Origin of the sequence: Halomonas sp. GFAJ-1, from assembly GCA_002966495.1 — a bacterium.
Taxonomy (GTDB): domain Bacteria; phylum Pseudomonadota; class Gammaproteobacteria; order Pseudomonadales; family Halomonadaceae; genus Vreelandella.
The window spans coordinates 384346-410002 of the sequence record CP016490.1 but is presented as its reverse complement, the minus strand read 5'-3'; the positions used below and the strand labels follow the sequence as shown (position 1 = coordinate 410002).

Below are 25657 nucleotides of genomic sequence, written 5' to 3'. Positions count from 1 at the left end.
CATGAGTTCGCTTCACTCTTCATTTCGCCCTACGCGTTGGCTACCCGGTGGGCATTTACAAACGCTATTTAGCCCGCTGTTCCGCGCTAAGCCCAAACTACAGCGCCAACGTGAGCGCATCACGCTGGAAGATGGCGACTTTATTGATCTGGATTGGTACGGCCCGCAAGGTGAACAGACGCGCTGCGCGATTCTGCTCCATGGGCTTACGGGAAGTTCAAAATCGCTGTATATCTTGGGCCAGCAGCAGGCGCTGGCAGCGCAGGGGTGGCAGAGTGTGGCGGTCAATTGGCGAGGCTGTTCCGGCGAGCCTAACCATCGCGCCAGGGGCTATCACTCTGGTGCTAGCGAAGACCTGGCCGATATTATCCAACAGCTAGCGGCTCGATACCCCGATAAGCCGCTAGCGGCGGTGGGGTACTCGCTGGGCGGCAATGTGTTGCTCAAGTACCTCGGCGAAACCGGGCGTCATAACCCGCTGCTGGGCGCCGTGGCGGTCTCGGTGCCGTTTCGTTTAGACCACTGCGCTGATCGAATTAGCCAGGGCTTTTCTAGAGTGTACCAGGCACGTTTTCTGCGCGATTTACGCCGCTATGTGGAATCCAAGCAGAGTGCGTTCCGTCAGCAGGGCTGTCAAGAGGAGCTGGCGAGGTTAAGAGCGCTTGAAACACTGGAGGGCATGAAAACGTTTTGGGACTTTGATGGCAGGGTCACGGCGCCGTTACATGGCTTTGATAGCGCCGATGCGTACTACCAGCGTTGCAGTAGCGCTTTTTTTGTTAAGGCTATTCAGGTGCCAACACTTATTGTGCACGCTGAAGATGACCCTTTTATCTACCCCCACAGCGTACCAACGGCAGACATGCTGCCGGGTTGCGTCGCTTTAGAACTCTTCCCTAGTGGCGGGCACGTGGGGTTTATTGAAGGCAGCCCCTGGCGGCCACGCTACTATCTTGAACATCGGTTGCCTACGTGGTTAAACGCCCAGATGCCAGATGCAGCGGCGACCCATCGCCCGCAGGTGATCGCATCGTAACCCACCACCCTTAGCGAGGTTTTCAATGTCTGGGTTTTATGATCGTTTGAAAGAAGTGGCGTCGCCACGTATTGGTTTGGGGTGTATGAACCTTTCCCATGGCTATGGGCAGTATGTGCCAGAAGAGGAGGGCGTTAAGGCGCTGAACGACGCCTTTGAAATGGGCTATCGCCATTTTGATACGGCCACGCTTTACGGCGGTACCGCTAACGAACGGCTGCTGGGAAAAGCGTTTGCCTCGAAGCGCCAAGAGCTGCTGCTGGCTAGCAAGTGCGGGATGGCCATCGACCCAGAGAGCGGTAAGCGAGTGATCGATGGACGGCCTGAGACGCTGCGACGTCAGTGCGAGGAGAGTTTGGCTCGCCTGAAAACCGATCATTTGGATCTCTACTACCTCCACCGCATGGATCGCCAGGTGCCCATTGAAGAGAGCGTTGGAGCCCTTGGCCGGTTGGTGGAAGAGGGTAAGCTGCGCGCGGTGGGGTTATCGGAAATCTCCGCAGACACACTGCGCAAAGCATACGCTGAGTACCCGGTATCGGCCGTTCAGTCGGAATACTCACTGTGGACGCGTAACCCCGAGATTGCCCTCAGCCAAGCGTGTAAAGAGCTGGGCACAGCGCTGGTGGCCTTCAGCCCGTTGGGTCGCGGGTTTCTCTCTGGCGCTATCCACGCCGATACCGACTTCGCAGAAGGCGACATGCGCGGGGGTATGCCGCGTTTTAATGGCGATAACCTCATCCACAACCTGACGCTACTAACGCACTTTAATAACATGGCGAAAGATTTGGCCATCACCCCCGCTCAGCTGGCGCTTGCTTGGGTGAAGGCGCAGGGTAGCCATGTGATTCCCATTCCTGGGTCGCGCTCTATTAACCATATGCAGGAAAACCTCAAGGCCGAGCAGCTAGTGTTAAATGACGCGGCGTTGGTGCAGCTTAATCAGATGATGCTGCCTAGCGAGGTCGCGGGTGCTCGATATAACGAGGCACAGCAGGCCGATATCGACACAGAAGAGTTTGCGAACAAGGAATGACATGCTGTTTGAAGCAGCGCCTACGGTAGCCCTCATGTCCAGCATCATGCAATTGACCGCATTCAACATTGGAGACGTGAAGCCGTCTCTCGAGGTGGGTTGCATGATTGTTGATGAGGCCTAGGGCGACGATCCGAAGTCCTGTGGACTCGATGTCGTTGCGCAACATTTGTCGCTCATCGCCGGCGCTGCTATGCCTCAGCCCCAACTTGTTACTTTTCTGTCTTGAATTTTGCTTTGCAATTACCGCTCATACACATTGTACAAAAGTGCTCCCTATCTTCGTGTTGAGCACCCTTAGCAATGGCAGAGCCGCAGTTGTTGCAAAGCAGAGTGACAATGCCGTCTTCGACTTTCACAATTGCATGTTCGTAGTCCATAAATGCTCCGCTATGTCCCCATACTGCAAGAGTGGAGAGTAATACCTTGTCGGCGAAAGCCAACCCTTTTCTCGTACCCTTCTGACGGTGCTATCGAGCATCAGTTCAAATGCTGCGGGTTCCCGACATATGGGTAGGCTCCTTTCGCTACCCTGGTAGTGCAGAACGATAACTTGGTCGGAGCAGGTGCCACCTTTAAAGTCACAGCTGTCGAAGTGCTTGTGTTGCATGAAACAACTCGCGGTTTTCATCCGTCGAGCGGTCTGATGTGGCCACTGTTACTGAGCAGGTTCAGAAGCGCGGTGACCTTGATATTCAGTCCCACCCCCATCAGCCACCACAAAGGTTAGCCGATACCAAACGTCAGTATTCGGTAATGCTTCAATGGTTTATGCCACAGCTAATCTGAAGTATTCATTTTTTGCTTTATTCAATAGCGTTGATCAGCTTAACGCCTTAGCACATACTGACGTAATAGTATTAGTTATAATTATAAAAGAGAGCTTTTATGACCTCACTTCGCCACTTTCTCAATGTCAATGAGCACGGCCAAGGCGTCACGCCCTTACTGCTTATTCATGGCTTCGGGTGTGATCAGACAGTATGGCGGCGTCTCATCCCTGCACTGGAAAATGACTACCGCTTGATTTTCGTCGATCTTGCGGGATTCGGTGGTGCTGCCCCTGAGTTCTACGATAACCAGCGGCATACAACGCCCGCTGGTCATGCCGAAGATATCGCCACGCTATGTGATGAATTGGAGTTGGAAAACGCCATTATGGTAGGCCACTCCATCGGTGGCACCATTGGAATGCTGGCGTCTATTCTGCGCCCTAACGCATTTAGTCGCTTGGGGATGATCTGCAGCTCTGCGCGCTACCTGGACGACCCGCCCGACTATCACGGCGGCTATACTCACGAGCAGCTTGAGGGCCTGATGCAACTGATGGAGCAAAACTACCTGGATTGGGCAGGTGCGATATCGCGTGTGGCACTGGGAGACGCCATTACCGAGCCGCACCAACGCAACCTGGAACAGCGTTTTTTGAACATAGCACCGGATGTATTACGGCCCTTCGCCCACTCTATTTTTCTGGGCGATACCCGCCACTACCTGCCTAAGGTCACGGTACCGAGTTCCATTTTTCAAACATCGCGCGACGCTATTGTGCCTCTTGAAGCTGCTGAGTACCTACAACAGCATCTCTTTGAGAGCGAGTTAGTGGTCCTCGATGCGGGAGGCCATTACCCCCAGATGACACACCCAGACACTTTGGCTGAAGCACTCCAGGCTAACCTCGCAAAACAGAGAAATTCACACTTATGCCAGTAAAGCCCGTGGATCTTTCCGATTGTTGGCAGCTTGCCCCCTCGGGCCTAGTCGTATTAGACGAGCAAGGAAGGATACTTCAGGTTAACGACACGCTAAGTGACTGGATTGGCCGCACGGAAAAACAGCTGCTTAACCGGCCCGCTAGCGAGCTGTTTACCGCAGAAGCACGCCTACTTTACCAAGGGGTGCTGGTGTTTAGGCTTAGCGATGTGGGGGCTGTAGATGAAGTGCACCTTAGTCTGCACGTGGAAAACGGCAACCCGTTCCCTGTGCTCTGCAGCGCGCGCCGCATAGATTCGCCCGACCCCCCCATAACCCTCATTGCCATGTTACCAATTGCCCGCAAAGACCAGCTAGAGCGTGACCTGCTAGAGGCGAGACAAGCGGCTCAGTGCGCTTTAGCAGAAAAGAGCAAGATGATTAACGAACTGGAGTTGATGCGCACCCAACTGGAGTCTCATAACCAAGAACTTCAACGCCTTACCTTAAAGCTTGGGCACGAAGCTAGGAGTGACCCGCTCACCGGTTTGCCTAACCGGCGCCATTTCGATCTCGCTTTAGAAGAGCGTCTTGCCCGCGCACTCGTCAGCCGCCACTCGGATGCGTTTAGCGTAGCCATTCTGGATATTGACCACTTTAAGCCCATTAACGACACCCATGGGCACGCCGTAGGAGACCAGGTATTACAAGAGCTTGCCCTATTGCTTGCCTCTCAGATGCGGGGCAGTGACCTGGCCGCCCGCATCGGCGGCGAGGAGTTTGCACTGCTAATGCCAGAAACGTCACTTGAAGAAGCCTACAACGCTCTAGAGCGCTTAAGACAAGCCATTGAAGCGCATACTTGGCAACCAGTGCCTATTACCGCCAGTGTTGGCGTAACAGGCTACTTGGCCGATGATACCAACGAGAGCTTAATGGCTCGCGCCGACCGGGCCCTTTATAAGGCAAAACACCTAGGACGTAATCACGTCGCTAAGGGCTAAATAGGATCTTTTCATGCAAAAGCAGACGTGGCTAAGCTAAGCAGCAGTGATGATACTGAATTGTAGCTCTCACGGTGAGGTAATATTGCAGTGGGTGTCGAGCTGCTCATAGTCGCCATCTCTAGTGGCATAGTACAAAGGTTATACGGTGGAAATATCATTTACTGGTTAAAAGAGTTGTGAGGGTGCTATATGGATACGCTTGTAAAAGTGATGTACGTCGAAGATGACCCTGATATCCGCGATATTGCAAGTATGGCTTTAGAGGATGTAGGTGGGTTAACGGCTAAAATCTGTGAGTCTGGCGAGCAAGCATTAAAGGAAGTAGGCGAATTTACGCCACAAATGATTTTGCTTGATGTCATGATGCCGGGTATGGACGGGCCCAGCACGCTGATGGCGCTGAGGCAGCATGGGTACGTTAGCGCAACAACAGCGGTCGCCTTTATGACCGCTAAAGTTCACCCTGAGGAAGTGGCAAGATATAAAGATCTCGGGGCGATAGATGTAATCGCCAAGCCGTTTGACCCCATGACGCTCGCTGACGACGTTCGAGCTATTTGGAAAAAATTCCATGACTGATACTGCTTCCTCTAAGGCTGTTTCTCAGCGCTTACAGGCGCTTTCTAAAGCTTACTTAAAGCGTCTTTCCTCTGAGTTTCAACTGCTTACCGAGCTTGCTGGGCGCCTTGAAAGAGATGCTTCATGCGATGAAACCCTGCAGCAATTAAATTCAGCGCTTCACTCCCTGGCAGGTTCAGCAGGCACTTTCGGCTTTGAAAGTCTTGGGCGCCAAGCCCGAGAGTACGAAATGCAGGTCACGCAGGTTCTACAGCAAGATGTCAAGCAATCACTGCCTGTGTCGGGTTGGATTAAGCAACTACAAAACGCGCTTGAAGTAGATACAAGCCAAAAGTCAGTGGTGGGCATGGAGACCACTCGCCTGGCAGATGTTGATGGCGCCCCTTCTATCTGGCTGGTAGAGCGAGATGCCATATTAGCGGAATATATGGTTCAACAGCTTTACAGCTTTGGCTTCCAAGTACGGCATTTCAAAGATGCTGAAGCGTTGCACCAAGATAATGGGGTGCCTCCAGACTTGCTATTGATTGACCATCGCGCCACTCAGCGCGAAGCGATTAAGGAAAATCCGGTAGCCTTTTGGCAAAAGTATCTGAAAGATTACAGCTGCCCAATTTTTTTTACGGGTACTGAGGAAAGCTTTACTGCGCGACTCCATGCGTTGCGCAGCGGCGGGCAAAACTATTTTGTCAAACCTTTGGACATGATATCACTGGCCGCTCATATAGCGCAGCGAATCAAAACGCAAGATAGTCAGCCTGAGCGTGTCATGATTGTGGAGGATGACGTCGAATTAGCCCTCCATCTTCAATGCGTGCTTGAAGAGGCTGGTATGCAGGTCAGTGTGTTTAACCGTCCTGACGCCTTATTTGAGTCGATTAGTGATGTTAACCCAGAGCTAATCCTGATGGATCTTTGGCTCCCGGGAATCACTGGGGCAGAAATAGCGGCTCTGCTGGGCCAAGTGGAGCGCTGGTCGCAAGTTCCTATTATTTACCTCTCTGGCGAATCTAATGCAGAGTTGCGCGGCCAGGCGTTATTGAGAGGAGGGGATGCTTTTCTCGAAAAGCCTATCGATAACGACCTGCTTATCAAGCTGTGCCGATCCCGCGTCATGCGACTGCGTAAGCTTGAGGATACTAAAAATAGAGACGCGCTCACCGGGCTTCTTAAACACGCGAGTATTAAAGAAGCTTTACAAGACCAGTGGCTACTCGCGCAACGCAAGCCCCAAACGTTTAGTGTGGTAATGCTTGATATTGATCATTTCAAGGCGGTGAACGACACCCATGGGCATGCGGTCGGTGACCTGGTGATTGCCGCTGTGGGTACGTTGTTGCGTCAACGTTTCCGGGGGACCGATAAACTAGGCCGGTACGGTGGAGAAGAGTTTACGTTGGTATTGATCGAATGTACTGCCGATGATGCTATTAGTATGGTAAACGGTCTGCGTGAAGACTTTGCAGCGATCCAGTTTACTGGGGGCAGAGAACCGTTCTCCTGCACCTTGTCAGCAGGCGTGGTGGATAACCAGCATTTTCCTGACGATACGGCTGAGTCTCTGCTTAATCGAGCTGATCAAGCGCTATATCAGGCCAAACACAGTGGCCGTAACCGTGTTTGTTTAGCGTCAGGTGAGCACCGCCCCGGATGTGATAGCAGAGGTTGATAATGAAGACACCACCGATCCCTGAAAATGAAACCGAGCGCCAGCGTGCACTGGTTGAGACAGGTTTGCTGAATCGCGAGTGTGAAGAGCGTTTTGACCGTATCACACGCCTCGCCCGAGAACTGTTTTCAGTACCCATTGCGTTGGTTTCATTAATTGATCAGGATCGGCAGTGGTTCAAATCATGCCAAGGACTTGGCGTCAAAGAAACACCAAGGAGTATCTCTTTCTGTGGCCACACGATTTTGGACAACGTTCCCTTAATTGTTGAAAACGCATTAGAAGATGCTCGTTTTTCTGAGAATCCTCTTGTCATCGGCGCGCCTCATATCTGCTTTTATGCGGGTATACCGTTGCACACCCGTAGTGGGCACAGCATTGGAACCTTTTGCCTGATCGATACACAACCAAGAGTACTGTCTCCGGAGCAAATCACGATACTTGAAGACCTCGCCGCGACGGTTGAAGAGTTAATACACGCTGATGAACTCCGTCATCAGTCATGTTCAGCACTAGAAACTGAACTGGTTGCCAACCACCACGATCAAATGGCCTCTATTATCAATAATATGCCTGGCGTGACCTACCGCTGCTTACCTGATGAACACTGGACAATGCTATATATCAGCGGGCAGGTGGATCAGGTAAGTGGTTATCCCGCCGAGGAGTTAATTGGCAATCAAAGCATTTGTTACGCTGATTTAATTCATCCCGATGATGCGCCTGCATTGGAAAAGGCGGTCGCCGCTGCAATGACTGACGATACAGAGTGGCATTTTGAGTATCGTATCAAGCACCGGGACGGCGCATGGCGTTGGGTAGAAGAGCGAGGGAAGTGCATACGAAATGATGCTACCTATCCTGTTATTCTTGAGGGCTTCATTGTTGATGTTACCCGTGAACGGAATACGGCAAGCCAGCTAAACAAGCATCATGATGCATTGATGCTGCTCAACGAAATCGCGTTTTCTTCACACGTGACGCTCGATGAAAAAATCAACTATGCGCTAAAAAAGGCAAGACACTACCTGAACATGGATTTGGCGATTCTTAGCCAAATCGAGGGTGATGTTTATACGGTACGCTGGGTGGATGCCGTTTTAGGTACCGCGATATATGCAGGTCAATCTTTCGCGTTGGGGCATACTTGGTGCCACCATGTTTTTTCAGGAGACTCGGAGCAAGCGCGCGAACTGTTTATTGCTAATGCCGAGAGCTGCGAATTAAAACACCATCCCTGTTATGAGAAGCATCCGCTAGGCGCTTATACTGGTATTGTCATTGAGGTCGAGGGTAGTGCATTTGGAACGCTCAATTTTTCCGCAGGAAATGCGCGATTAGAAGATTACGATGATAGAGAGAAGCTTTTTATACGTTTACTGGCGCGTTGGCTATCCGGTGTTTTAGCGAGCAGCCTGCATCATGAGCGTCTTAGTAAGTTGACTGCCCAGCTACCGGGCGTTATCTATCAGTTCCGCAGGTTTGCCGATGGCCGCGTCACATTTCCTTTTAGCTCCCCTCAAATTCTAGCTCTATATGGGCTGACCCCCGAAGAAGCCGCTCACGATGCCACGCCTGCGTGGGCAAAAATTCATCCCGATGATTTGGATGCTGTGAGTGTGTCTATCGAGCATTCAGCGAATACGCTGGGAGACTGGCAGGCGACATACCGAGTGCAGTCTAATGAACACGGTTATCGCTGGGTATTGGGACAGGCGAAACCTGAGCGCCTCGCTGATGGCAGCACCTTATGGCACGGTTATTTGCGAGATGTTCATGAGCAAGAGCAGGCACGTTTGGCCCTGGAAAGTAGTGAAGCACGACTAAGAGGACTCTTTGATTTTTCACCTATTGGTATTGCCCTCAATGATTTCGAAACAGGTCAGTTTATTGACTTGAATGATGCGCTGATCGACCCAACAGGCTATTCACGCGATGAGTTTGTGTCATTGAGCTATTGGGACGTTACGCCAAAAGAGTATCTGCCCGAAGAAGAGCAGGCGCTTTTAAGTTTAAAAACGACGGGACGCTATGGTCCTTTCGAAAAAGAGTATATTCGTAAAGATGGCAGTCGTTATCCAGTCCGCTTACAAGGCATGCTAAGCCGAGAGCAGAACGGCCAGCAGGTAATTTGGTCGCTGATTGAAGATATAACAGAGCGCCGTAAGCTGGATAAAATGAAAGACCAGTTTATTTCTACTGTCAGTCATGAGTTGCGTACGCCTCTCACGTCTATCCAAGGCTCACTTGGATTACTTAAAGGGGGGGCGGCAGGCGCGTTACCCGAAAAAGCGCAGTCGCTCGTCAATGCCGCGGAACGCAATGCCAAACGTTTGACAACACTGATTAACGATTTGCTGGATATAGAAAAGTTGGTTGCTGGCAAAATGCCGATGAATGTAAGCGTGCAGCCCCTGGCCCCTTTACTGCACGAAGCCATCGAAGCCATGCATGGCTACAGTAAGCAACATCAGGTGTTTATTCAGCTCTCGGACGCTGTGCCAAGTGTCTGGGTTGAGGTTGATGGCCCTCGCTTTATTCAAGCACTTAATAACTTATTATCCAATGCGATTAAGTTTTCTCCCATGGGGAAAGCGGTGGAGATAGCGGTCAAGCTGCATCAAGACACTGTCGAGATTTCCGTGCGCGATTATGGTGCTGGCGTTGCCCCTGAGTTTCGTGCCAGTTTGTTCCAGCGTTTCGCGCAAGCAGATGGCAGCAATACGCGCAAGCTGTCAGGAACCGGCCTTGGTTTAGCCATTAGCCAAGAAATTTGCCAACAGATGAGGGGCGACATTGGCTACCGTGATGCGGTAGGTGAGGGCGCTGACTTCTTTATATCCTTACCAAGGTATCACCAATGCTGAAAATCCCGCTGAGTGTGCGTATTGTTCTGCTCGTATTTGCCACCAGCGGTATTCTCGTTGGCGGGATTCTAGTTACCGTGTATCAAGTCATGGTTGCTGATTATGAGTCTATTGTGGTGGAGCGTGAGGCGTCTGAGATCAGGCGATTAGCCTCTGAGCTGGAGCTATCCCAGCAGCAGCGAAAACTTGGTTTAGAAGCCTTTGCAACGCGCTTACTCAATGACGATGGCAGATTACGTAGCGATCAAGAGCTACAAACCTTATTGGAGCAACCTTCGGTTGCTGGCGACCTGTTTCCTGATGGTTTGCTGGTTTTTGATGCGGATGGCACGGCTATCGCAGAAAACCGCCACGTTCCTGGGCGTATAGGCACCAACTATGCCGACCGTCCTCACTTCCAGCGTGCCTGGCAAACTAAAGATGCAGTGATTTCTGAGCCCATTATTGGACGTGCAACGGGGCTGCCGCTTATTTCCTATTTGCAGCCTATGCTGTCTTCAGACGATCGTCTTATGGGGTATGTGGGCGGAGTCTTAGATCTTTCCAGCACGCCGCTTATCGATAATTTTAGCTTAGAGGAGGCTGAATCTAGTACGACTCTAATCATTGACCCGAGACACCGCTTGTACGTCTCCATGTTAGAGCGTGTCGATACGGTAGCGTCGTTACCAGATGATGGTGCTGACGCATTTGTCGATGCCGCTCTGGCACTGAACCCACCGGGAACCATCGTTGAATATCAGCAGCAACGATATCTTACGGCCAGCCAACAATTGGATTCTCTCGGTTGGGTCGTACTAAGAGCAATTCCTTATGAGAAAGCCATCGCACCTGTAAAAGCATCCTTTCGACAGTTTCTATGGATTGCACTGTTCGCCATGGTGCTCGTTGCTCTAGTGGGGGCCTGGGTTGCACGAAGCTTAACGCACCCCATAGAACGAATCACACGGCGTATCGAGCAAATGGCCGACCACGCACGTTTTGATGATGACTTCCGTGAAAGGGGCGGGCCAGAGGCACGAGCCCTCGCGCGGGCGATGAACCGTTTAGCTTATGAGCGGAAAGCGGCGGATACTGCTGTTCGTAACGCTGAACGTTTTTTATTTAACATTCTAGAAGCGGCATCTGAAGTAGCCATTATTGCGACAGATACGAACGGCATGATTACCGCCTTTAACAAAGGTGCCGAGAATATGCTGGGTTACAGTAAGGCAGACATGGTAGGTAAGCAAACCCCGGCTATATTACACCTCAAAGACGAAGTAGAGCTGCGCTCAGAACAGCTTAGTGCTGAGCTAGACCGAACGGTTGAAGGGTTTAGGGTATTTGTAGAACACGCCGAGAGAGATGGCTCGGAGACACGAGAGTGGACATACGTTCATAAGAGTGGCCGTCGTATACCGGTATCGCTAGTCGTGACCCCCATGCGCGATAGCGCCGATAATATTAGCGGCTACCTGGGTATCGCGGAGGATATTACAGCGCGTAAGCAAGCAGACAAGCTTAAGAGTGAGTTTATTTCCACTGTTAGCCATGAGCTTCGCACGCCGTTAACGTCTATTTCTGGCGCCCTCGGTTTAATGGTGGGAGGGGCATTTGGTGAGATGCCAGAAAAAGCTCAAAAGCTGTTAATGACAGCTCATCGTAATAGTAAGCGTTTAGCCCATTTAATCAATGATTTACTAGATATCGAAAAAATCGCTGCAGGAAAGTTGCATTTCGATATGCAAGTGCATGCGTTGGCCCCGTTGATCGAGCAGGCCCTAGAGGCTAATCGCCATTATGGCAGTGAGAATGGGGTGACACTGCTGCTGGCTGATGAATCACCTGATTTGATGGTAAATGTCGATCCTTCGCGGTTGATGCAAGTGCTGGCCAATTTGTTATCCAATGCCATTAAATTCTCACCCGAAGGTGGGGAGGTCACGCTGACTGTTGAAACCTCAAATCATAACGCAGTCGTCAGCGTGATTGATCGTGGCCCAGGCATTGCTGACTCGTTTCGTAGCAAAGTGTTTCAGCGTTTTGCTCAAGCAGACTCCTCGGATACCCGTGCTAAAGAGGGAACCGGCCTTGGACTCGCCATTACGCGAGAACTAATAGAGCATATGGGAGGGCGCATTGATTTTGAGTCTACAGAGGGTGAAGGCTCGCGGTTTTTCTTTGAATTACCATTGGCGCAAACGGCGGTAAAAGCCTCTCAGCCGCTGGAGATGGACGCTGAGAACCGTGACGCGCCCCGTATTTTGGTGGTTGAAGATGATAAGGATGTGGCCACTCTGTTAAGCATGATGCTCAGCGATGCAGGGTATCGGGTCGATATTGCCTTTAATGGGGCAGAGGCACTGAGCGTGCTTCAAAACACGCAGTATGACCTTGTGAGTTTGGACTTGATGCTCCCAGACACCAGCGGATTGGAGATTATCCGTACCTTGCGTGGACACCCTGATACCGCTGATTTACCGATTGTTGTGGTTTCAGCGAAAGTAGAGCAAGGGCGCTTAGCGATCAATGGCGATGCAACCAATATCGATTGGCTAGCTAAACCCATCGATCAACTTCGATTAATTGACATGGTTCAACAACAGTTGTCAGCTAATCGCGAGCATCACCCACGGGTTCTGCATGTTGAAGATGATCTCGACTTACATGAAGTGGTAGCGGCGATGGCCGGTGAGTCGTTTACGTTTGAGGCAGCCTATACCTTAGAGAGTGCTCGCTCGCGTTTGAAAGAGCAGGCGTATGACGTGGTATTGCTCGATATTGGGCTGCCTGATGGGTCAGGTTGGACACTAATCCCTGAAATTCGTGCTAGCCAACCTGAAGCCAAAATCGTCATCTTATCAGGGAGCGATATGACGCATCAGCAGCATGAGCAGGTTGAGGCCGTCTTACTTAAATCTCGGCTATCGGCAGATACGCTAATTGATGGTATTAAAGCACGCATTCGGTCTACGCGACTGTCGAGAGATAAACTTAGTTAATTTTTTCTAGCCGCTATAAAGTGGCCTAGTGTGCGCGATGTGCACTAGGCCGCATTTGAATTATGTCATTAGCTGCACAATGGTTAGGGTTTAAAGGGCAGTTATTTCGCTAGGCCCAGTGCGTTTGCTCTATTTCTTCTGCCATCATAGGTTTAGCGGCCAAGAAGCCCTGGTACTGATCGCAGCCTAGCTGACGTAAAAATGACAACTCTTCTGTTTTTTCTACACCCTCAGCGATGATAGACATATTCATTGTCTTGCCTAACTGCACCATGGTTTGTAACAGTCGTGCATCGCCCGTCAAAGACCATTGATGTATGAAGCTTCGGTCTATTTTTAACTTGGCGGCATCAATGCGTTGTAAGTAGCTTAATGAACTGTATCCGGTGCCAAAATCATCCAGTGCTAGCTGAACACCTAAATCTCCGAGTTGCCGAAGCAGGTAACTCGCCTGTTGCCAGTCGAAAAGCAGTAGGGATTCTGTTATCTCTAGCACAATACGAGATGGGTTTAGCTGGTAATGGGACAATAAGGATGTTAGATGATCTAAAAATAGTGGTTTCTGGATATCTCTAGCAGACAGGTTAAGCGACATAAACAAATGAGGGTGCTTACGATGCCAAGTAGCGCACTGTGATAATGCCTGCGTTAACATCTGGTAGGTAAGACGAGATATTAGGCCTTTCTCTTCCATCAAAGGAATAAATTCGCCTGGGCCAAGCAGCCCTCTCTCGGGGTGTTGCCAGCGGGCTAAGGCCTCAAAACCAGCGAGTTTATTGTCGTTTACCTGGTAAATTGGTTGATACACGGCGATAAACTGATCATTAGCAAGCCCTTTTTGAATTGCGTTTTCTAAAAGGAAACATTGCTTTTGAGCCTGCTTTAGAGCTTCATCAAAATAGCAGACCTCTGCAGTGGGTGATTTCTTTGCTTTAAAAATCGCCATGTCGGCATGGTCGAGTAGCTCTCCTGCGGTGCTGTTTTTTGTAGAAAACACGACGCCCACGTCTGCTGTAAGAACCATCATGCCGTGCTTCGACACTATTTGAGCGTCCTCGATAGCCTTTATAAGGCTGCTAATATAGCGCTCTACAGATGCTTGGTTTGTATGCGCTTGGGTTAGAAGCAGAAATTCATCTCCGCTTTCCCGATATAGCGTATCGCCTGGGTTTATACGCTGGGTTAACTCCCAGGTAAGTCGCTGTAAGACTTCATCGCCAAAATAATAGCCGTGGAGGTTGTTAATAGTGTGAAAGTCACGAATGTCGATTTTCGCAACCGCTATTACGTTTTCTGGCGTTTGGCTTGGCAGTGCTTTTTCAATATCACGCAGCAAGCTAGCAAGTTTGGGCAACGCTGTCAGTGAGTCATGAGCAGCTTGTGCATCAGCGACAGTCAATGTGCCTATGTGGGAGCGCAGGTGGCGCCCTTTCTTAACTCTCGACTTGACGACCATTAATAAACGCCATAACTCGATGGGCTTATTGATAAACTCATCGTTAGCTAACCGAGCACAGGCTAATTGCATATCGGTATCCGCTGCCGCAGACATGAATAACAGCGGTATAGTTGCAAACTCTTCATGCTGGCGGATGATTTTACCGAGCTCAATGCCGTTACAGCCAGGCATATATACGTCTATTAATATCAGTTCTGGGTGGCTTTGTTCTAATAGCCTTAATGCATCCTGAGCACTGGTGGCGATAGTGACGTTATAACCTGCGTTAGTTAAAAACTCGTCATAGAGTTTGAGTAAGTCATTGTCATCGTCGACTAACATCACGCGATAAGGCTCGCTTGGGGCAATGTTTAATTCTGAATTGAGCAGCGAGACCAGCTTAGGTATGTCCAGAGGCTTTCGAAGGTAGTGCGTTCCTCCGGCCCTAACTGATGCGAGGCGTAGCTCAAAAGAGTCATACCCAGACACGAAAAAAACAGGTAATGGAGCGCCACTGCTTTGACGCCAGCTACTGACGTGATTGGCACCGGCAAAGCGCTGGCCGGAAAAGTCCATATCAACAATCAAAGCCACGGGGTCATAGTCTGCGATAGCTTGATCTAACTGCGTAATATCATCTTGGCAATGAGCCTGATAGCCATATTGGCTAAGTACTTCGCTCAACTGATTCGAAAAATCAGGGTCGTCATCTATCAATAAGATATCAATGGTATTTGAAGTATCGTTTACCTGAAGCGCACTGTTCGGCTGGCAATTTGGCGCGCGATTGCTGTGTCGTGCAATCGTTTCACGCTCAAGAGTCGCTAGTAAAGCGTGTATCGGGATTGATAAGCTTGCCCTTAGCTCTCTGAGGGAGAGAGCCTTTGCAGTCTCACATGCTTGCTCTAGCTCGCGTGCCAACTGGGACAGCTCCACAAGGCCATAAGCTTTTCCAGAGCCGTTCAGCTTATGGGCAATGCTCATTATATGTTGAACGCTTCTAACGTCATGATCGGCTGTCTGCCAAAGGGCTTCAAGTTCTGTTTTATAGAGCATTAGGCGCTCTCTATATGCAGAGAGTAGCTGTTCCATTTTGTGGTTGTTTGAATCGCTCATTGCACTCCCTCTGGCTATAACCTAACCACTTTAAGAGCTGGTCAGGGGCATCCCATACTTTTTCACCTCAATATACTGAGTCTATGATGTTAAGCGCTGGAGTTCCATACTGGGTTGTAATGGCCCCCAGGTTTCTGCACTCTCTATGCTACTAACGTCCGGGGGCACATAGATCAAAGACTGATGTGCCCATCCTGCGTTGGACGACGCCACTTTCTGATTGAGTGGCGACACAGTAATGCGTTGTTGATGGCACTGCCTTAACTTTTGGGTGCTTCTTGTTGCCACTGATCTTTAATCGCTAGCAACTCTGGCAAGCTTTGTAGAAATGCATCGACGATGTCTGGGTCAAAATGATGGCCGCGCTCTTTTTCGATTAATGCCACTGCATCCTCTACGGCCCAGGCTTTTTTATAAGGACGCTCACTCGTCAGGGCATCGAATACATCGGCCAATGCCACAATGCGCGCTTCGATAGGAATGTCTTCGCCCTTAATCCCCTTGGGGTAGCCACTGCCATCCCACTTTTCATGATGATAAAGCGCAATGCTACGGGCTAATGTCATCAATGTTGAATCGTCATCACCAAGAATTTCCGCGCCTATGGCGGTGTGACTTTGCATAACGCGCCACTCATCAGCATCAAGCGGTCCCGGTTTTCTTAAAATGGCATCAGGAATACCTATTTTTCCAACGTCATGCATAGGGGCGGCATTCAAAAGTTCTTCTGCGGCAGCTTCACTAAACCCTAGGCGTAGGGCTAGTAACTGAGTGTAAAGGCTCATGCGAATGACATGCAGGCCAGTTTCGTTGTCTTTATATTCTGCGGCACGGCCTAGCCTTTGCACCACTGCGAGCCGGGTTTGTTTAAGCTCATCTAACCGTACCAGCGACAAATGATTCTTGACTCTGGCTTTGACTACTGGAGCGCTAACCGGTTTAGTCACATAATCTACTGCGCCGAGCTCAAGGCCTTTTGCTTCATCCTGCGGATCAGACAAAGCAGTGACAAATATCACCGGTATATCTGCAGTGTGGGGTTCGGTTTTTAATTGCTGGCATACCTGATGTCCACTTAGGCCTGGCATCATCACATCCAATAGGATTAAGTCTGGATGCTGTTCACGGGCCAATTGCAGCGCACGCTCGCCATTTTTAGCGAATAGCAGTCGATAGCTGCTGTTCAGAATGTTCTGAAGCACCTGTAGATTGATCGGCTCATCATCAACTAACAGTAGTGTTTTTAACTCAGTCATTGCTATCCCGTTCATACTAAGCGGTGCCAAAGAAAATTGAAGCTCAGCATCTTACTCGTTTGATGACATGTATTCGGCTAACAAGGCAGCGGCTTGCTCTGGCTCAAAATTATTGACGGCCTCAATCAAGCGTGAGTAAAGCTCTGCGGGTACCCGCTGTTCTAGGGCTTGCATTTTCTGAGCGGGCGCTTCTCCCTGCTGCAATTGCTTAATCAGTTGCTCCACGTCAAGCTCAGTCGCAGAAGCAGGCGTGGCAGCATCAGGCGCTGACGATTCGCTAGTGTCTGGCCTGTTCTGTTGTAAGGCCTGTTCGATCTCCTCAAAACACTGCTCAATCTGTTTGATGAAGTGCTTATGTTTTTCTAGGTTTGCTTGCTCTAGCTCGGTAGCGATAGCTACCAGCTTGGTCAGCGCCAAATTGGCAGCGCCTCCCCGCAGTCGATGGCCATAACTTTTGATATCGACCAGGGTTGGTTGCCCAGTCGCTAATAGCACCGATGGCTGGTTACGAGGTTCTGCAATAAAGGTCTTGATGGCCTGCCAGTGCTGTTGCACATCTCCCCAAAGCTGAGTGCCGCGCTGCCAGTCAATTAATGTTTTCTTACTGTCTGCTACTGGTGTTTGCGGCACAGGTTTCTGTGCGGCCTGCAAGCCAATGACTCGAGCGATTTCCTGCATCAGCAGCGACGCATCGATGGGCTTGGTCGCAAAACCGTCCATGCCAGCTGCATGTGCTTGTTCCCGATCTTGTTCCATAATGCTGGCGGTCAAAGCAATCACGGGTAGGCGCGGGTGTCCTTGTTCTTGCTCCCAGCTACGAATCGCTTTGGTGGCTGTGTGACCATCCATGTTCGGCATATGGACATCCATCAGTACAATATCGTAGCGCTCTGCCGTCGACCGCTCCAGCGCTTGCTTACCGTCGGTCGCCGTATCGACTTGGTGGCCCCGGCGCTGCAGCATTCCCTGCAGTAGCTGTACATTTTGTGGCACATCATCAGCGACCAGGATATGCAATGGCGGTAAATCTGGTTCGGGTTGTTGATCAAGTTGTGGCTGGACAGGTTTGCCGATAGGAAGTGGTAAAGAAACAGTGAAAATCGAGCCGCGCCCCTCTTTACTGTCAACCTCAATTCTCCCCTTCATGCGTGCGGCCAACTGCCGGGCGATCGTAGTGCCAAGCCCAGTGCCGCCATAGCGGCGCGTTATGCTGGCATCCGCTTGGGAGAAGGGGTCAAAAATTTTCTCTAGCCGATCTTTTGAAATACCAATACCAGAGTCATGTACGCTGATATGTACCATGTTTTCATCGTGGCGAACCTTAACCAGTACCTCTCCCTGTTCGGTGAACTTAACAGCGTTGGATAATAAATTGGTGATGATCTGTTGAACACGTAGCCCATCACCTTGAAAGAAATCACTCACGCTATCAGGGTAATCCAGGTGCAGCTCCAGCCCTTTTTTATCTGCGGTGATCTTAAAGGAAGAGGTAAGAAGTTCACAGATGGAGCGCAGCGAGAAGTCGGCTGTTTCTAATTCGGTGGCACCGCTTTCCAGTTTTGCGGTATCTAAAATATCATTGAGCAAACTCAATAAGGAGCGCGCAGAGCTTCGCACGGTTGTTAGATGCTGTTTTTGTTCACGTTCCAACTGGCTATCAAGTAACAGATCGGTAAAGCCTATAATGGCGTTCATCGGCGTGCGAATTTCATGACTCATATTGGCTAGGAACGCACTTTTGGCTTCAGCTGCTTGCTCGGCACGATTCTTGGCCGTTACCAGATCCTGCTCCATCAGCTTACGATCGGTTAAGTCCAGTAAGACACCGTCAATAAACTGCAGCTCATCTTCTACCCAGACGCCAGTGGCTGATTCTGACACCCAGCGATATTGGCCCTCTTTATTACGCATGCGATATTCGATGCTGTACGACCGCTTTTCGTCCATGGCGTGTTGCAGGTTTTCTTTAATGTTCGGTATGTCATCAGGGTGAATCAAACCGCTAAAAGAGACCTTGCCGGACATAAATTCGTGCGCTGTCCACCCAGTTAACTTCTCTATGGCCTCGCTAACAAACACCACAGACCAGTGTGCATCGTCACGGCAACGGAAGGTGCTCCCTGGTATATTGGCCATTAGCGTGCGGTACTGCTCTTCGCGCTGCTGCAAGGCCTTTTCCATGGCATAGCGCTCAGAAATATCGGTAATAAACCCCACAAAGGTGCTACGGCCATGTAGCTTAGACTCACCGATAGCAAGCCGGATTGGCACTATATGGCCATCTTGGTGAACAGCTTCTACTTCCCGGCCAGTACCAATAATTTTGGCATCGCCCGTGTGCAGGTAGTGCTTCAAGTAGTTATCGTGATGGCTTCGGTGTGGTTCGGGGGTAAGCACGCTAACATTACAACCGACTACCTGCTCCGCCTTATAGCCGAGGATGCGCTCAGCGGCTTTGTTGTAACTGAGAATGATGCCCTCTTCAGAAATAGTAATCAGACCATCCACGGCGGTATCAAAAATCGCTTGAAGTCGCGCCGTTGTTTCGCTGCTTTTCATGTAGAGTCGGCGGTAGCCTACTAGGGCATTTAACCCTGCTACCAATAACCCGATGACGATTGCAACCAGCGCTACCAGCAACGCTAAGTTGCTTTGCGCGTGCCCATCTATGGATATATTGTCTGGAACGAAGCCCACGAATAGGGCGGCATGCATGGCAGTGTAATGCATACTACTAATTGCCAGCCCCATTACTGCTGCGGCGATCAGACGAACTTGGTTAGAACGCAACTTCAAGCGCTCTCGCAAGCCAAAGCTAATCCATAGTGCTAGCATCGCTAACCCGATGGCCACCATAATCGAAAGCGCAAACCACCATGGGTTATAGCGAAGCTCGGCGTCCATCATCATGGCGGCCATACCGCTATAGTGCATTAAGCCAATACCAGATCCGACCACCACTCCGCCCAGGATTAAGCGAGTGCTGTTAATGGTTCCGCGCGACAGTAAGTTGAGGGTGTACCAAGCAGCAATGAAGCTTGGCAACATGGAAAAAATAGTGACTGCGAAGTCATAGTTAACAGGGATAGGTAACTGGAAGGCCATCATGCCTATAAAATGCATTGACCATACCCCTGCGCCGAGCGCTATAGCACCAGACAGAATGGGCAGCTGACGCATATTGCGCATGTTTCTGCTCTTAGCACTGTCAGCCAACGCAAGCGCAACATAAGCAGCACCCGCCGCAATCAGGATCGACAGCACCATAAGGCCATGATTATGGTGGCCGTGCAAAAGTGCTACCTGGCTGGGGTCTGTCAAAAAAAAGTGTTGCGACAGCTCGGTCATTTTTCCTACTCCACACGAATCGTTATGGTGTTTCTGCTATTCGTATACACGCGCTGCGCTAATTAGTGAAGCCATCTACTTAATTTCGATAAGTAAGGTAGGCAGGGTGATAGCTATGCATTGATGAGGCAAGTGACGTAAAGGCCAGCCTATAGGTGTTGGACTGCTTATTAATGAGGCGGGCTCAGTGTTAGTTGTTCGATAGAGCTGGAGACGCTCTGTGCTCCCTGGAGAATCTCAGTCACAATCGCTTCAATTTCTTGTACGCTTTTTTGGCTGGTTTGCCCTTGCTCAACGACGAGTCGCATGGCTTTAGCAGTATTGCTAACCAACGCGCTATTTTCTTTTAGCACGCGGGTAATTTCATTGACCGCTTCGCCTGAGCCTTTGGCAAGCTGGCGAACCTCATTAGCAACGACGGCAAATCCACGCCCATGCTCTCCGGCTCTTGCCGCTTCCACAGCAGCATTCAGGGAAAGTAGATGAGTTTGACTGGCAATTTGAGCAATTGTGTTGGCTGTTTTATTAATGTGTTCAGCCTGAGCGCTCAGTGCATTAATCAGGCTTTGTGCTTGACTGAGGGTGTCATCAGCATGTTGAAAGTGGGAGACAACCTGTTGTAAATGCTCCAGGCCTTCTTGAGCAATACGTTCGGTTTGGCTAGACGACGTGCGTGCACTACCTACCGTTGTTTTGGCCGCTTCAGAGGCAAGCATTTCTTGAGTGATGTCCGTTGCAAACTTAATCACTTTTTCCACGTTACCATCGGGTCCTATGATTGGGTTGTACGTGGCCTCAAGCCATACAACGTGCCCACGCGCATTTAAACGGAGAAATTTGCCCTGTTTAAAATCACCACTGCTAAGCTCTCCCCAAAAATTTGGGTGTTGCTGATAAAAGGTATTATCGCAAAACAGCCGATGATGTTGGCCGCGAATCTCAACAAGCGAGTAGCCCATTGTGTTTTCAAAATTGCGATTGGCATCTATAACATAACCGTCTGGAGTGAATTCAATCACTGCCATAGAGTTATCAAGTGCCTGTAAGATGGCCCGTTCACGAGCCGCATTTTGATGTTTTGTCGTGACATCGTTGGCGATTTTAAATACACGCACCACATTGCCACGACGGTTTCTAACAGGTAAGTAGGTTGCTTCCAGCCATATTTCTTCACCATGTGCATTGACACGGCGAAAGCGGCCTTGCTGGCTTTCACCTTTTGCTAGTGCTTCCCAAAAAGACGCATAGGCCACGTCCTGAATATCTTCTGTAAAGCAAAACATACGATGGTGCTTACCGCGAACTTCTTCTATCGAGTAGCCCACCGTTTTGAGGAAGAGTGGGCTAGCATCTTGAATAGTACCGTCGGGTGAAAAGTAAATACATGCTGTGTGCTGCTTGAGCGCATCGTTCAAATGTTTGGTAGAGCGTGGGAACATGCTGGGGGGACTCTTAAGCGATTATTTTAATTTATATTATTATATGGCTGTTTTTAACAAGGAAAAAGCAAAAGCACACGAGATTTGAGCCACTGGCAGGCGTTTAATTCCGTTGTCTGTTTTTCTCGTATTGAACCGCCCCGGTTATCCTGAAGACTTTTTTATTTGAGTCAGGCAGTTTCACCCGATTCCCTCCTGCGTTTAGCTTACAGAAAATCCTACTTTTGAGGACCTTGGTTTTTCGGGAGATTACCCACTGATGGCTCACGTAAGCCCCGCTGGCATTGGCCATAAAGCCACTGATTTGCTGAGGACTCCATTCGTCCATCAGTTGGCCTGTTACCCAGCGAATCAGGCTGGGCAGTCGCTTTGTCACTTTCTAGGCGGCACGTCGTCGCTGACTACTTGCCGTTCGTCCTGTGTGAGTATAGCCACGGGCTCGCCCGTTGCGCTTTATCTCGCGGCTAATGGTGCTGCTGTGAACACCAACGTTTTTAGCGATCTGGCGCTGGCTAATACCTGTCTCAAGATAGGCAAAAACTGGGTATCGTTGGCCCTGGGTTAGCTGTCGGTATCTCATATTTTGCTTCACTTTGGTAGGTAAGGCAGAGAGGGTGCCGGCGCTGGTCCTCCTGCCGCTACCTTGTGATCCAAAGTGCTGTGCTTACTCTATGAATCCAGGATCCAAGAAAGCGTAAGTGACCAGCTGTCATGCCTATTCCGCTTACAGTCAGGAGATCTTATTATGGCCGGAGCACTTAATGAGTAGGGCCATTGGGGGGCGGAGATACACTGGAAGAAGGCCTGGAAGGGGTGGGAATACTCACTACCTAAATTAACAAAGATAAGGAAAATAACGTGCGTATAGCAACGCTAGGGCCCCACAGGTAGCAACCATGAACTGGTAGCGAACCGCTATCTTGATAGGCATGCTCCGCAACAAGGCGGCATTATGCTCTATACCGCGTTTGAAGACGCGTTCGAGGCGCTGCTATCCAGCAGCGTTGACTATGTGTTGCAGTGCTCTGCCCACGCGGAGCACGGAAACTGCGTGGGTCGCTATATGCATCGCGCTTTCCCGGTGGATGCATTCATTGCTGGCAGCAAACCCCTGGCCATTGTTGCGCGGGCAGGTGTCGATACCCCCAAAACGCTAGCCCTACAGCCTGCTACGCGTTTTTACACAGACCTATCGCACTACGAAGTACTTATTGAAAAGCCATCGATCGTCAACGTCTCGCAAGGCCTGTTGAACGGAGAGTACGACGCTGGTATTTGTGCTTTAGAAATACAGTCCCAGAACCCCCAGCAGCTACGTGTCGTCAAGGAGCTAGGGCCCGCATTGGACACATGGATTGTGTTCGGAAGAGCCCCGCTGCCGCACACCGACAGCAGGGTATATTCAGCGAATCAATAGCCATTGACCCTGTGGCTTAAAGCGCAAAGATGGCAAGCAAGCCCGCGATAAGACCGGATTTGAACCGATGACCTTCGGGTTATGAGCCGGATTTATTTGGATTTCCTTGAGTTTCATAATTTGTTTTTAATTGCCGAAAATAGCCGAAGGAAAGGGTTTCAGCGATTTTTTTAAAATGCTGGCTAGGTAATTTAAGCTCAATTGCGTACGCTTATCTTTGTCACAAAATTAAATTCAAAATTTACAGCATAAGTGACCGTTAGGCTGCCGCTGAGCATCAAGTCGGCGTGAATATCATTGAAGACTAGAGGTAAGCCTTCTCACGTAACTCGTGATGCCGTAATTTGCGACGTCGACATTGTCTTCGAGCGATGACAGCGCTTGGGCGAGAAATGAAAGTTAAACGGTTCAGGCTGGACTGACGTAGCTAAAACCTTAACGGTCTTGTCGCGGCAAGCTCCTGATCAATGTCGTGGGTGCAGGCAGATAACGTGTGTTGGAATAATGCTCAAAACCGGACTAGACGATAAAGACAGGAGTGTGCATGGCCGATACTACTCACAAACATCATGATACCGGCTACAAGGAGTTGTTCAGCTATCCGGAGTTCGTTCAGCAGTTGATTGAAGGCTTTGCACCCGCCGAGATTGCCCAGCTGATGGAGTTCGCCACGTTGAAGCAACACAGCGGCTACTACATCACCCCGATGTTTGAAGAGAAGATCGAGGACGTGGTGTGGTCGGTTAACGTCACTTGGGAAGGCGTAACCCAGGAGGTCTATCTGTATATCTTGTTGGAGTTTCAGTCCTCGGTAGATCGCACGATGCCGATCCGATTAATGCATTACGTGGCCTGTTTCTACAGCGAGCTGCTCAAGCAGAAGGTCATTACCCCAAGCCAAGGCTTGCCACCTGTGTTTCCAGTGGTGCTTTATAACGGCTCGAAGCCCTGGACGGCACCACTAGATGTTTTTGAGATGATTACTGAATCGCCCCAGGTTTCGTAGACACCTCCAGGCCTTATACTAAAGGTATCTAGGAGGAACCATGAGCTATCCCCGCTACACTGAAGAATTCAAAATCGAAGCCGTCAAGCAGGTGGTAGAGCGCGGCCATCGCGTGGCCGAGGTCGCTGAGCGGCTAGGCGTGTCAGGTCACAGCCTGTACATCTGGATCAAGCGCTACGATAAGCCGGTAGAACAACGGCAAGAAGATGATGATCTCCAAGCTGAAAACCGTCGTTTGAAGGCCGAGCTCAAACGCGTATCAGAAGAGCGAGACATATTAAAAAAGGCCACCGCGTACTTCGCCAGGGAGTCCGACTGAGGTACGCGTTTATTCAAAATTATGCGAGCCAATATTCGGTACGTCGCTTGTGTCAGATGATGGCAGTGCACCCCAGCGGTTACTACGCATGGTGTAAAAAAGCGCTCTCTAATCGAGCGCGAGAAGATGAGCGCTTGCTGGGATTGATCAAGCACTCCTGGCTTGAAAGCGGCGGTGTATATGGCTATCGCAAGGTCTACCAGGACTTGCGTGAAGCTGGCGAAGCTTGCGGGAAGCACCGTGTGGCGCGTCTTATGAGTAGGGAAGGTTTACGTTCTCAGACAGGCTATCGACGACGCCCTGGCGGCTATGGCGGTGGAAAACCGGCTGTTGTATCCCCTAACCATTTAGACCGTCAGTTTGAAGTAACAGCGCCAAATGTTACTTGGGTGACGGACATCACGTACATCCGCACTTATGAAGGCTGGCTTTACTTAGCGGTAGTTATCGACCTGTTTTCTCGTCAAGTGGTTGGCTGGTCGATGAAGTCTCGCATGACTACGGAGTTGGTACTGGATGCTTTGTTATCAGCAGTCTGGCGACGCAAGCCACAAGGAACGGTGATGGTGCATTCGGATCAAGGAAGCCAGTTTAGCAGTGGAGACTGGCAAAGCTTTCTGAAAGCGAATCACTTGGTAGGCAGCATGAGCCGACGTGGTAACTGTCATGACAACGCCGTTGCTGAAAGCTTCTTTCAACTTCTAAAGCGAGAGCGAATCAAGCGACAGATTTATTCAACACGCGAAGCAGCTAGATGTGACGTGTTCAATTATATTGAAATGTTTTACAACCCAAAGCGCCGACACGGCACAAGTGATAACTTGTCACCGGTTGAGTATGAAAGGCGTTACTTTAAGAGCCTAACGGGTGTCTAGAATATCCGGGGCGATTCATACCCCTGAGCCGCGGGGCTTCCTTCGCGCTTATCAGCCACACCTGCGCTACTACCTAGTGGACGAGGCGCGCTATACTGACGAAGAGTTAGGTTTGGTGCAAACACCGCTGAGCGGGGTGTTTAGTATCGAGAAAGCTTCCAAAGATCGTCAGGGGCTTCAGCAGGCTGTGGATCGGGTTGTGGCCATCATTCAGGCTGATCCCCACAAAGATCGGATTGATAAAATTATCACCCGATGGCTTAAGCGCCATTTGCAGCGGCTTGGGGCTGAGGTCAATCTGGATCAGCTCAACAGTTTGGTGGAGGATAAAGATATGCTGGCAGAGAATCTTGAAAACTGGGCTCAGAAAGAGCGCCAAGTAGGGCGTCAAGAAACGGAGCAGCGTTTGAAGAAGGAAGCTGATCAGCGTGTTTTGGACAGCAAGCGACATGCAGCGCGCAAACTGATCGCCCGGACTGAAATGGATGATCAAGCGATTGCTGAGATTACAGACTTATCTGTTGAGGACGTAGATACGCTACGTGCCGAGGTAAAGCACTGACTTTGTTCTAA

At 50.2% G+C, this 25657-nt stretch carries 18 protein-coding genes and 1 pseudogene; 13 read left to right on the top strand and 6 right to left on the bottom strand.

Features of this window, described 5'->3' with window-relative positions:
- Position 1: 1 nt before the first annotated feature.
- Positions 2-1036 (top strand): alpha/beta hydrolase, encoded by a 1035-nt coding sequence (locus BB497_01790; GenBank protein AVI61529.1) that lies wholly within the window; start codon positions 2-4, stop codon positions 1034-1036.
- Positions 1037-1061: 25 nt separating this feature from the next.
- Positions 1062-2072 carry an aldo/keto reductase gene (locus BB497_01785; GenBank protein ID AVI61528.1) on the top strand — a complete coding sequence of 337 codons (1011 nt, stop codon included), beginning with the start codon at positions 1062-1064 and terminating at the stop codon, positions 2070-2072.
- A gap of 212 nt (positions 2073-2284) precedes the next feature.
- On the opposite strand, the gene BB497_01780 is transcribed toward BB497_01785, so the two are convergent.
- Complete coding sequence (locus tag BB497_01780) at positions 2285-2515, bottom strand: hypothetical protein (GenBank protein ID AVI61527.1); 231 nt, start codon at positions 2513-2515, stop codon at positions 2285-2287.
- 445 nt (positions 2516-2960) lie between these two features.
- Here BB497_01780 and BB497_01775 point away from each other — a divergent pair, with 445 nt between their 5' ends.
- The 6 genes from BB497_01775 to BB497_01750 all read left to right on the top strand — a co-directional run bounded on the left by BB497_01775 (position 2961) and on the right by BB497_01750 (position 12870).
- Positions 2961-3785, top strand: a complete 825-nt coding sequence (locus BB497_01775) for a hypothetical protein (protein ID AVI61526.1) — start codon at positions 2961-2963, stop codon at positions 3783-3785.
- Entirely contained in the window at positions 3776-4768 is a 993-nt protein-coding gene (locus BB497_01770) for a hypothetical protein (GenBank protein AVI61525.1), read from the top strand. Before BB497_01775 ends, BB497_01770 begins: the two co-directional genes overlap by 10 nt.
- Before the next feature lie 192 nt (positions 4769-4960).
- Positions 4961-5350, top strand: a complete 390-nt coding sequence (locus BB497_01765; protein AVI61524.1) for a hypothetical protein — start codon at positions 4961-4963, stop codon at positions 5348-5350.
- Complete coding sequence (locus BB497_01760; protein ID AVI61523.1) at positions 5343-7019, top strand: diguanylate cyclase; 1677 nt, start codon at positions 5343-5345, stop codon at positions 7017-7019. Before BB497_01765 ends, BB497_01760 begins: the two co-directional genes overlap by 8 nt.
- 2 nt (positions 7020-7021) lie before the next feature.
- Positions 7022-9886 (top strand): histidine kinase, encoded by a 2865-nt coding sequence (locus BB497_01755; GenBank protein AVI61522.1) that lies wholly within the window; start codon positions 7022-7024, stop codon positions 9884-9886.
- Entirely contained in the window at positions 9880-12870 is a 2991-nt protein-coding gene (locus BB497_01750) for a histidine kinase (protein AVI61521.1), read from the top strand. The genes BB497_01755 and BB497_01750 overlap by 7 nt, the downstream gene beginning before the upstream one ends.
- Positions 12871-12979: 109 nt before the next feature.
- Here BB497_01750 and BB497_01745 read toward each other — a convergent pair whose 3' ends face one another.
- From BB497_01745 to BB497_01725, 5 genes are all read right to left on the bottom strand, one after another.
- A complete protein-coding gene (locus tag BB497_01745; GenBank protein ID AVI61520.1) occupies positions 12980-15424 on the bottom strand; it encodes a histidine kinase in 2445 nt (814 codons plus the stop codon).
- A 260-nt stretch (positions 15425-15684) separates the two neighbouring features.
- Positions 15685-16695: a two-component system response regulator gene (locus BB497_01740; GenBank protein AVI61519.1), complete on the bottom strand. Its 1011-nt coding sequence runs from the start codon at positions 16693-16695 to the stop codon at positions 15685-15687.
- A 36-nt stretch (positions 16696-16731) separates the two neighbouring features.
- Positions 16732-20028, bottom strand: a complete 3297-nt coding sequence (locus tag BB497_01735) for a hypothetical protein (GenBank protein AVI61518.1) — start codon at positions 20026-20028, stop codon at positions 16732-16734.
- 170 nt (positions 20029-20198) lie between these two features.
- Positions 20199-21467 carry a chemotaxis protein gene (locus BB497_01730; GenBank protein AVI61517.1) on the bottom strand — a complete coding sequence of 423 codons (1269 nt, stop codon included), beginning with the start codon at positions 21465-21467 and terminating at the stop codon, positions 20199-20201.
- A gap of 103 nt (positions 21468-21570) precedes the next feature.
- The gene (locus BB497_01725; protein ID AVI61516.1) at positions 21571-21795 is read right to left on the bottom strand and encodes a hypothetical protein; all 225 of its coding nucleotides are present in this window, start codon (positions 21793-21795) and stop codon (positions 21571-21573) included.
- A 573-nt stretch (positions 21796-22368) separates the two neighbouring features.
- Between BB497_01725 and BB497_01720 the strand changes: the two genes are divergently transcribed.
- The 5 genes and pseudogenes from BB497_01720 to BB497_01700 all read left to right on the top strand — a co-directional run bounded on the left by BB497_01720 (position 22369) and on the right by BB497_01700 (position 25646).
- On the top strand, positions 22369-22884 hold the full coding sequence (locus BB497_01720) for a hypothetical protein (protein ID AVI61515.1): 516 nt from the start codon (positions 22369-22371) through the stop codon (positions 22882-22884).
- A gap of 544 nt (positions 22885-23428) precedes the next feature.
- Positions 23429-23866, top strand: a pseudogene (locus BB497_01715) (hypothetical protein).
- 64 nt (positions 23867-23930) lie between these two features.
- Positions 23931-24209: a transposase gene (locus tag BB497_01710; protein AVI61514.1), complete on the top strand. Its 279-nt coding sequence runs from the start codon at positions 23931-23933 to the stop codon at positions 24207-24209.
- 56 nt (positions 24210-24265) lie between these two features.
- The gene (locus BB497_01705; protein ID AVI61513.1) at positions 24266-25084 is read left to right on the top strand and encodes a transposase; all 819 of its coding nucleotides are present in this window, start codon (positions 24266-24268) and stop codon (positions 25082-25084) included.
- Positions 25077-25646, top strand: a complete 570-nt coding sequence (locus BB497_01700) for a hypothetical protein (protein ID AVI61512.1) — start codon at positions 25077-25079, stop codon at positions 25644-25646. The genes BB497_01705 and BB497_01700 overlap by 8 nt, the downstream gene beginning before the upstream one ends.
- The last annotated feature ends 11 nt before the right edge of the window (positions 25647-25657 follow it).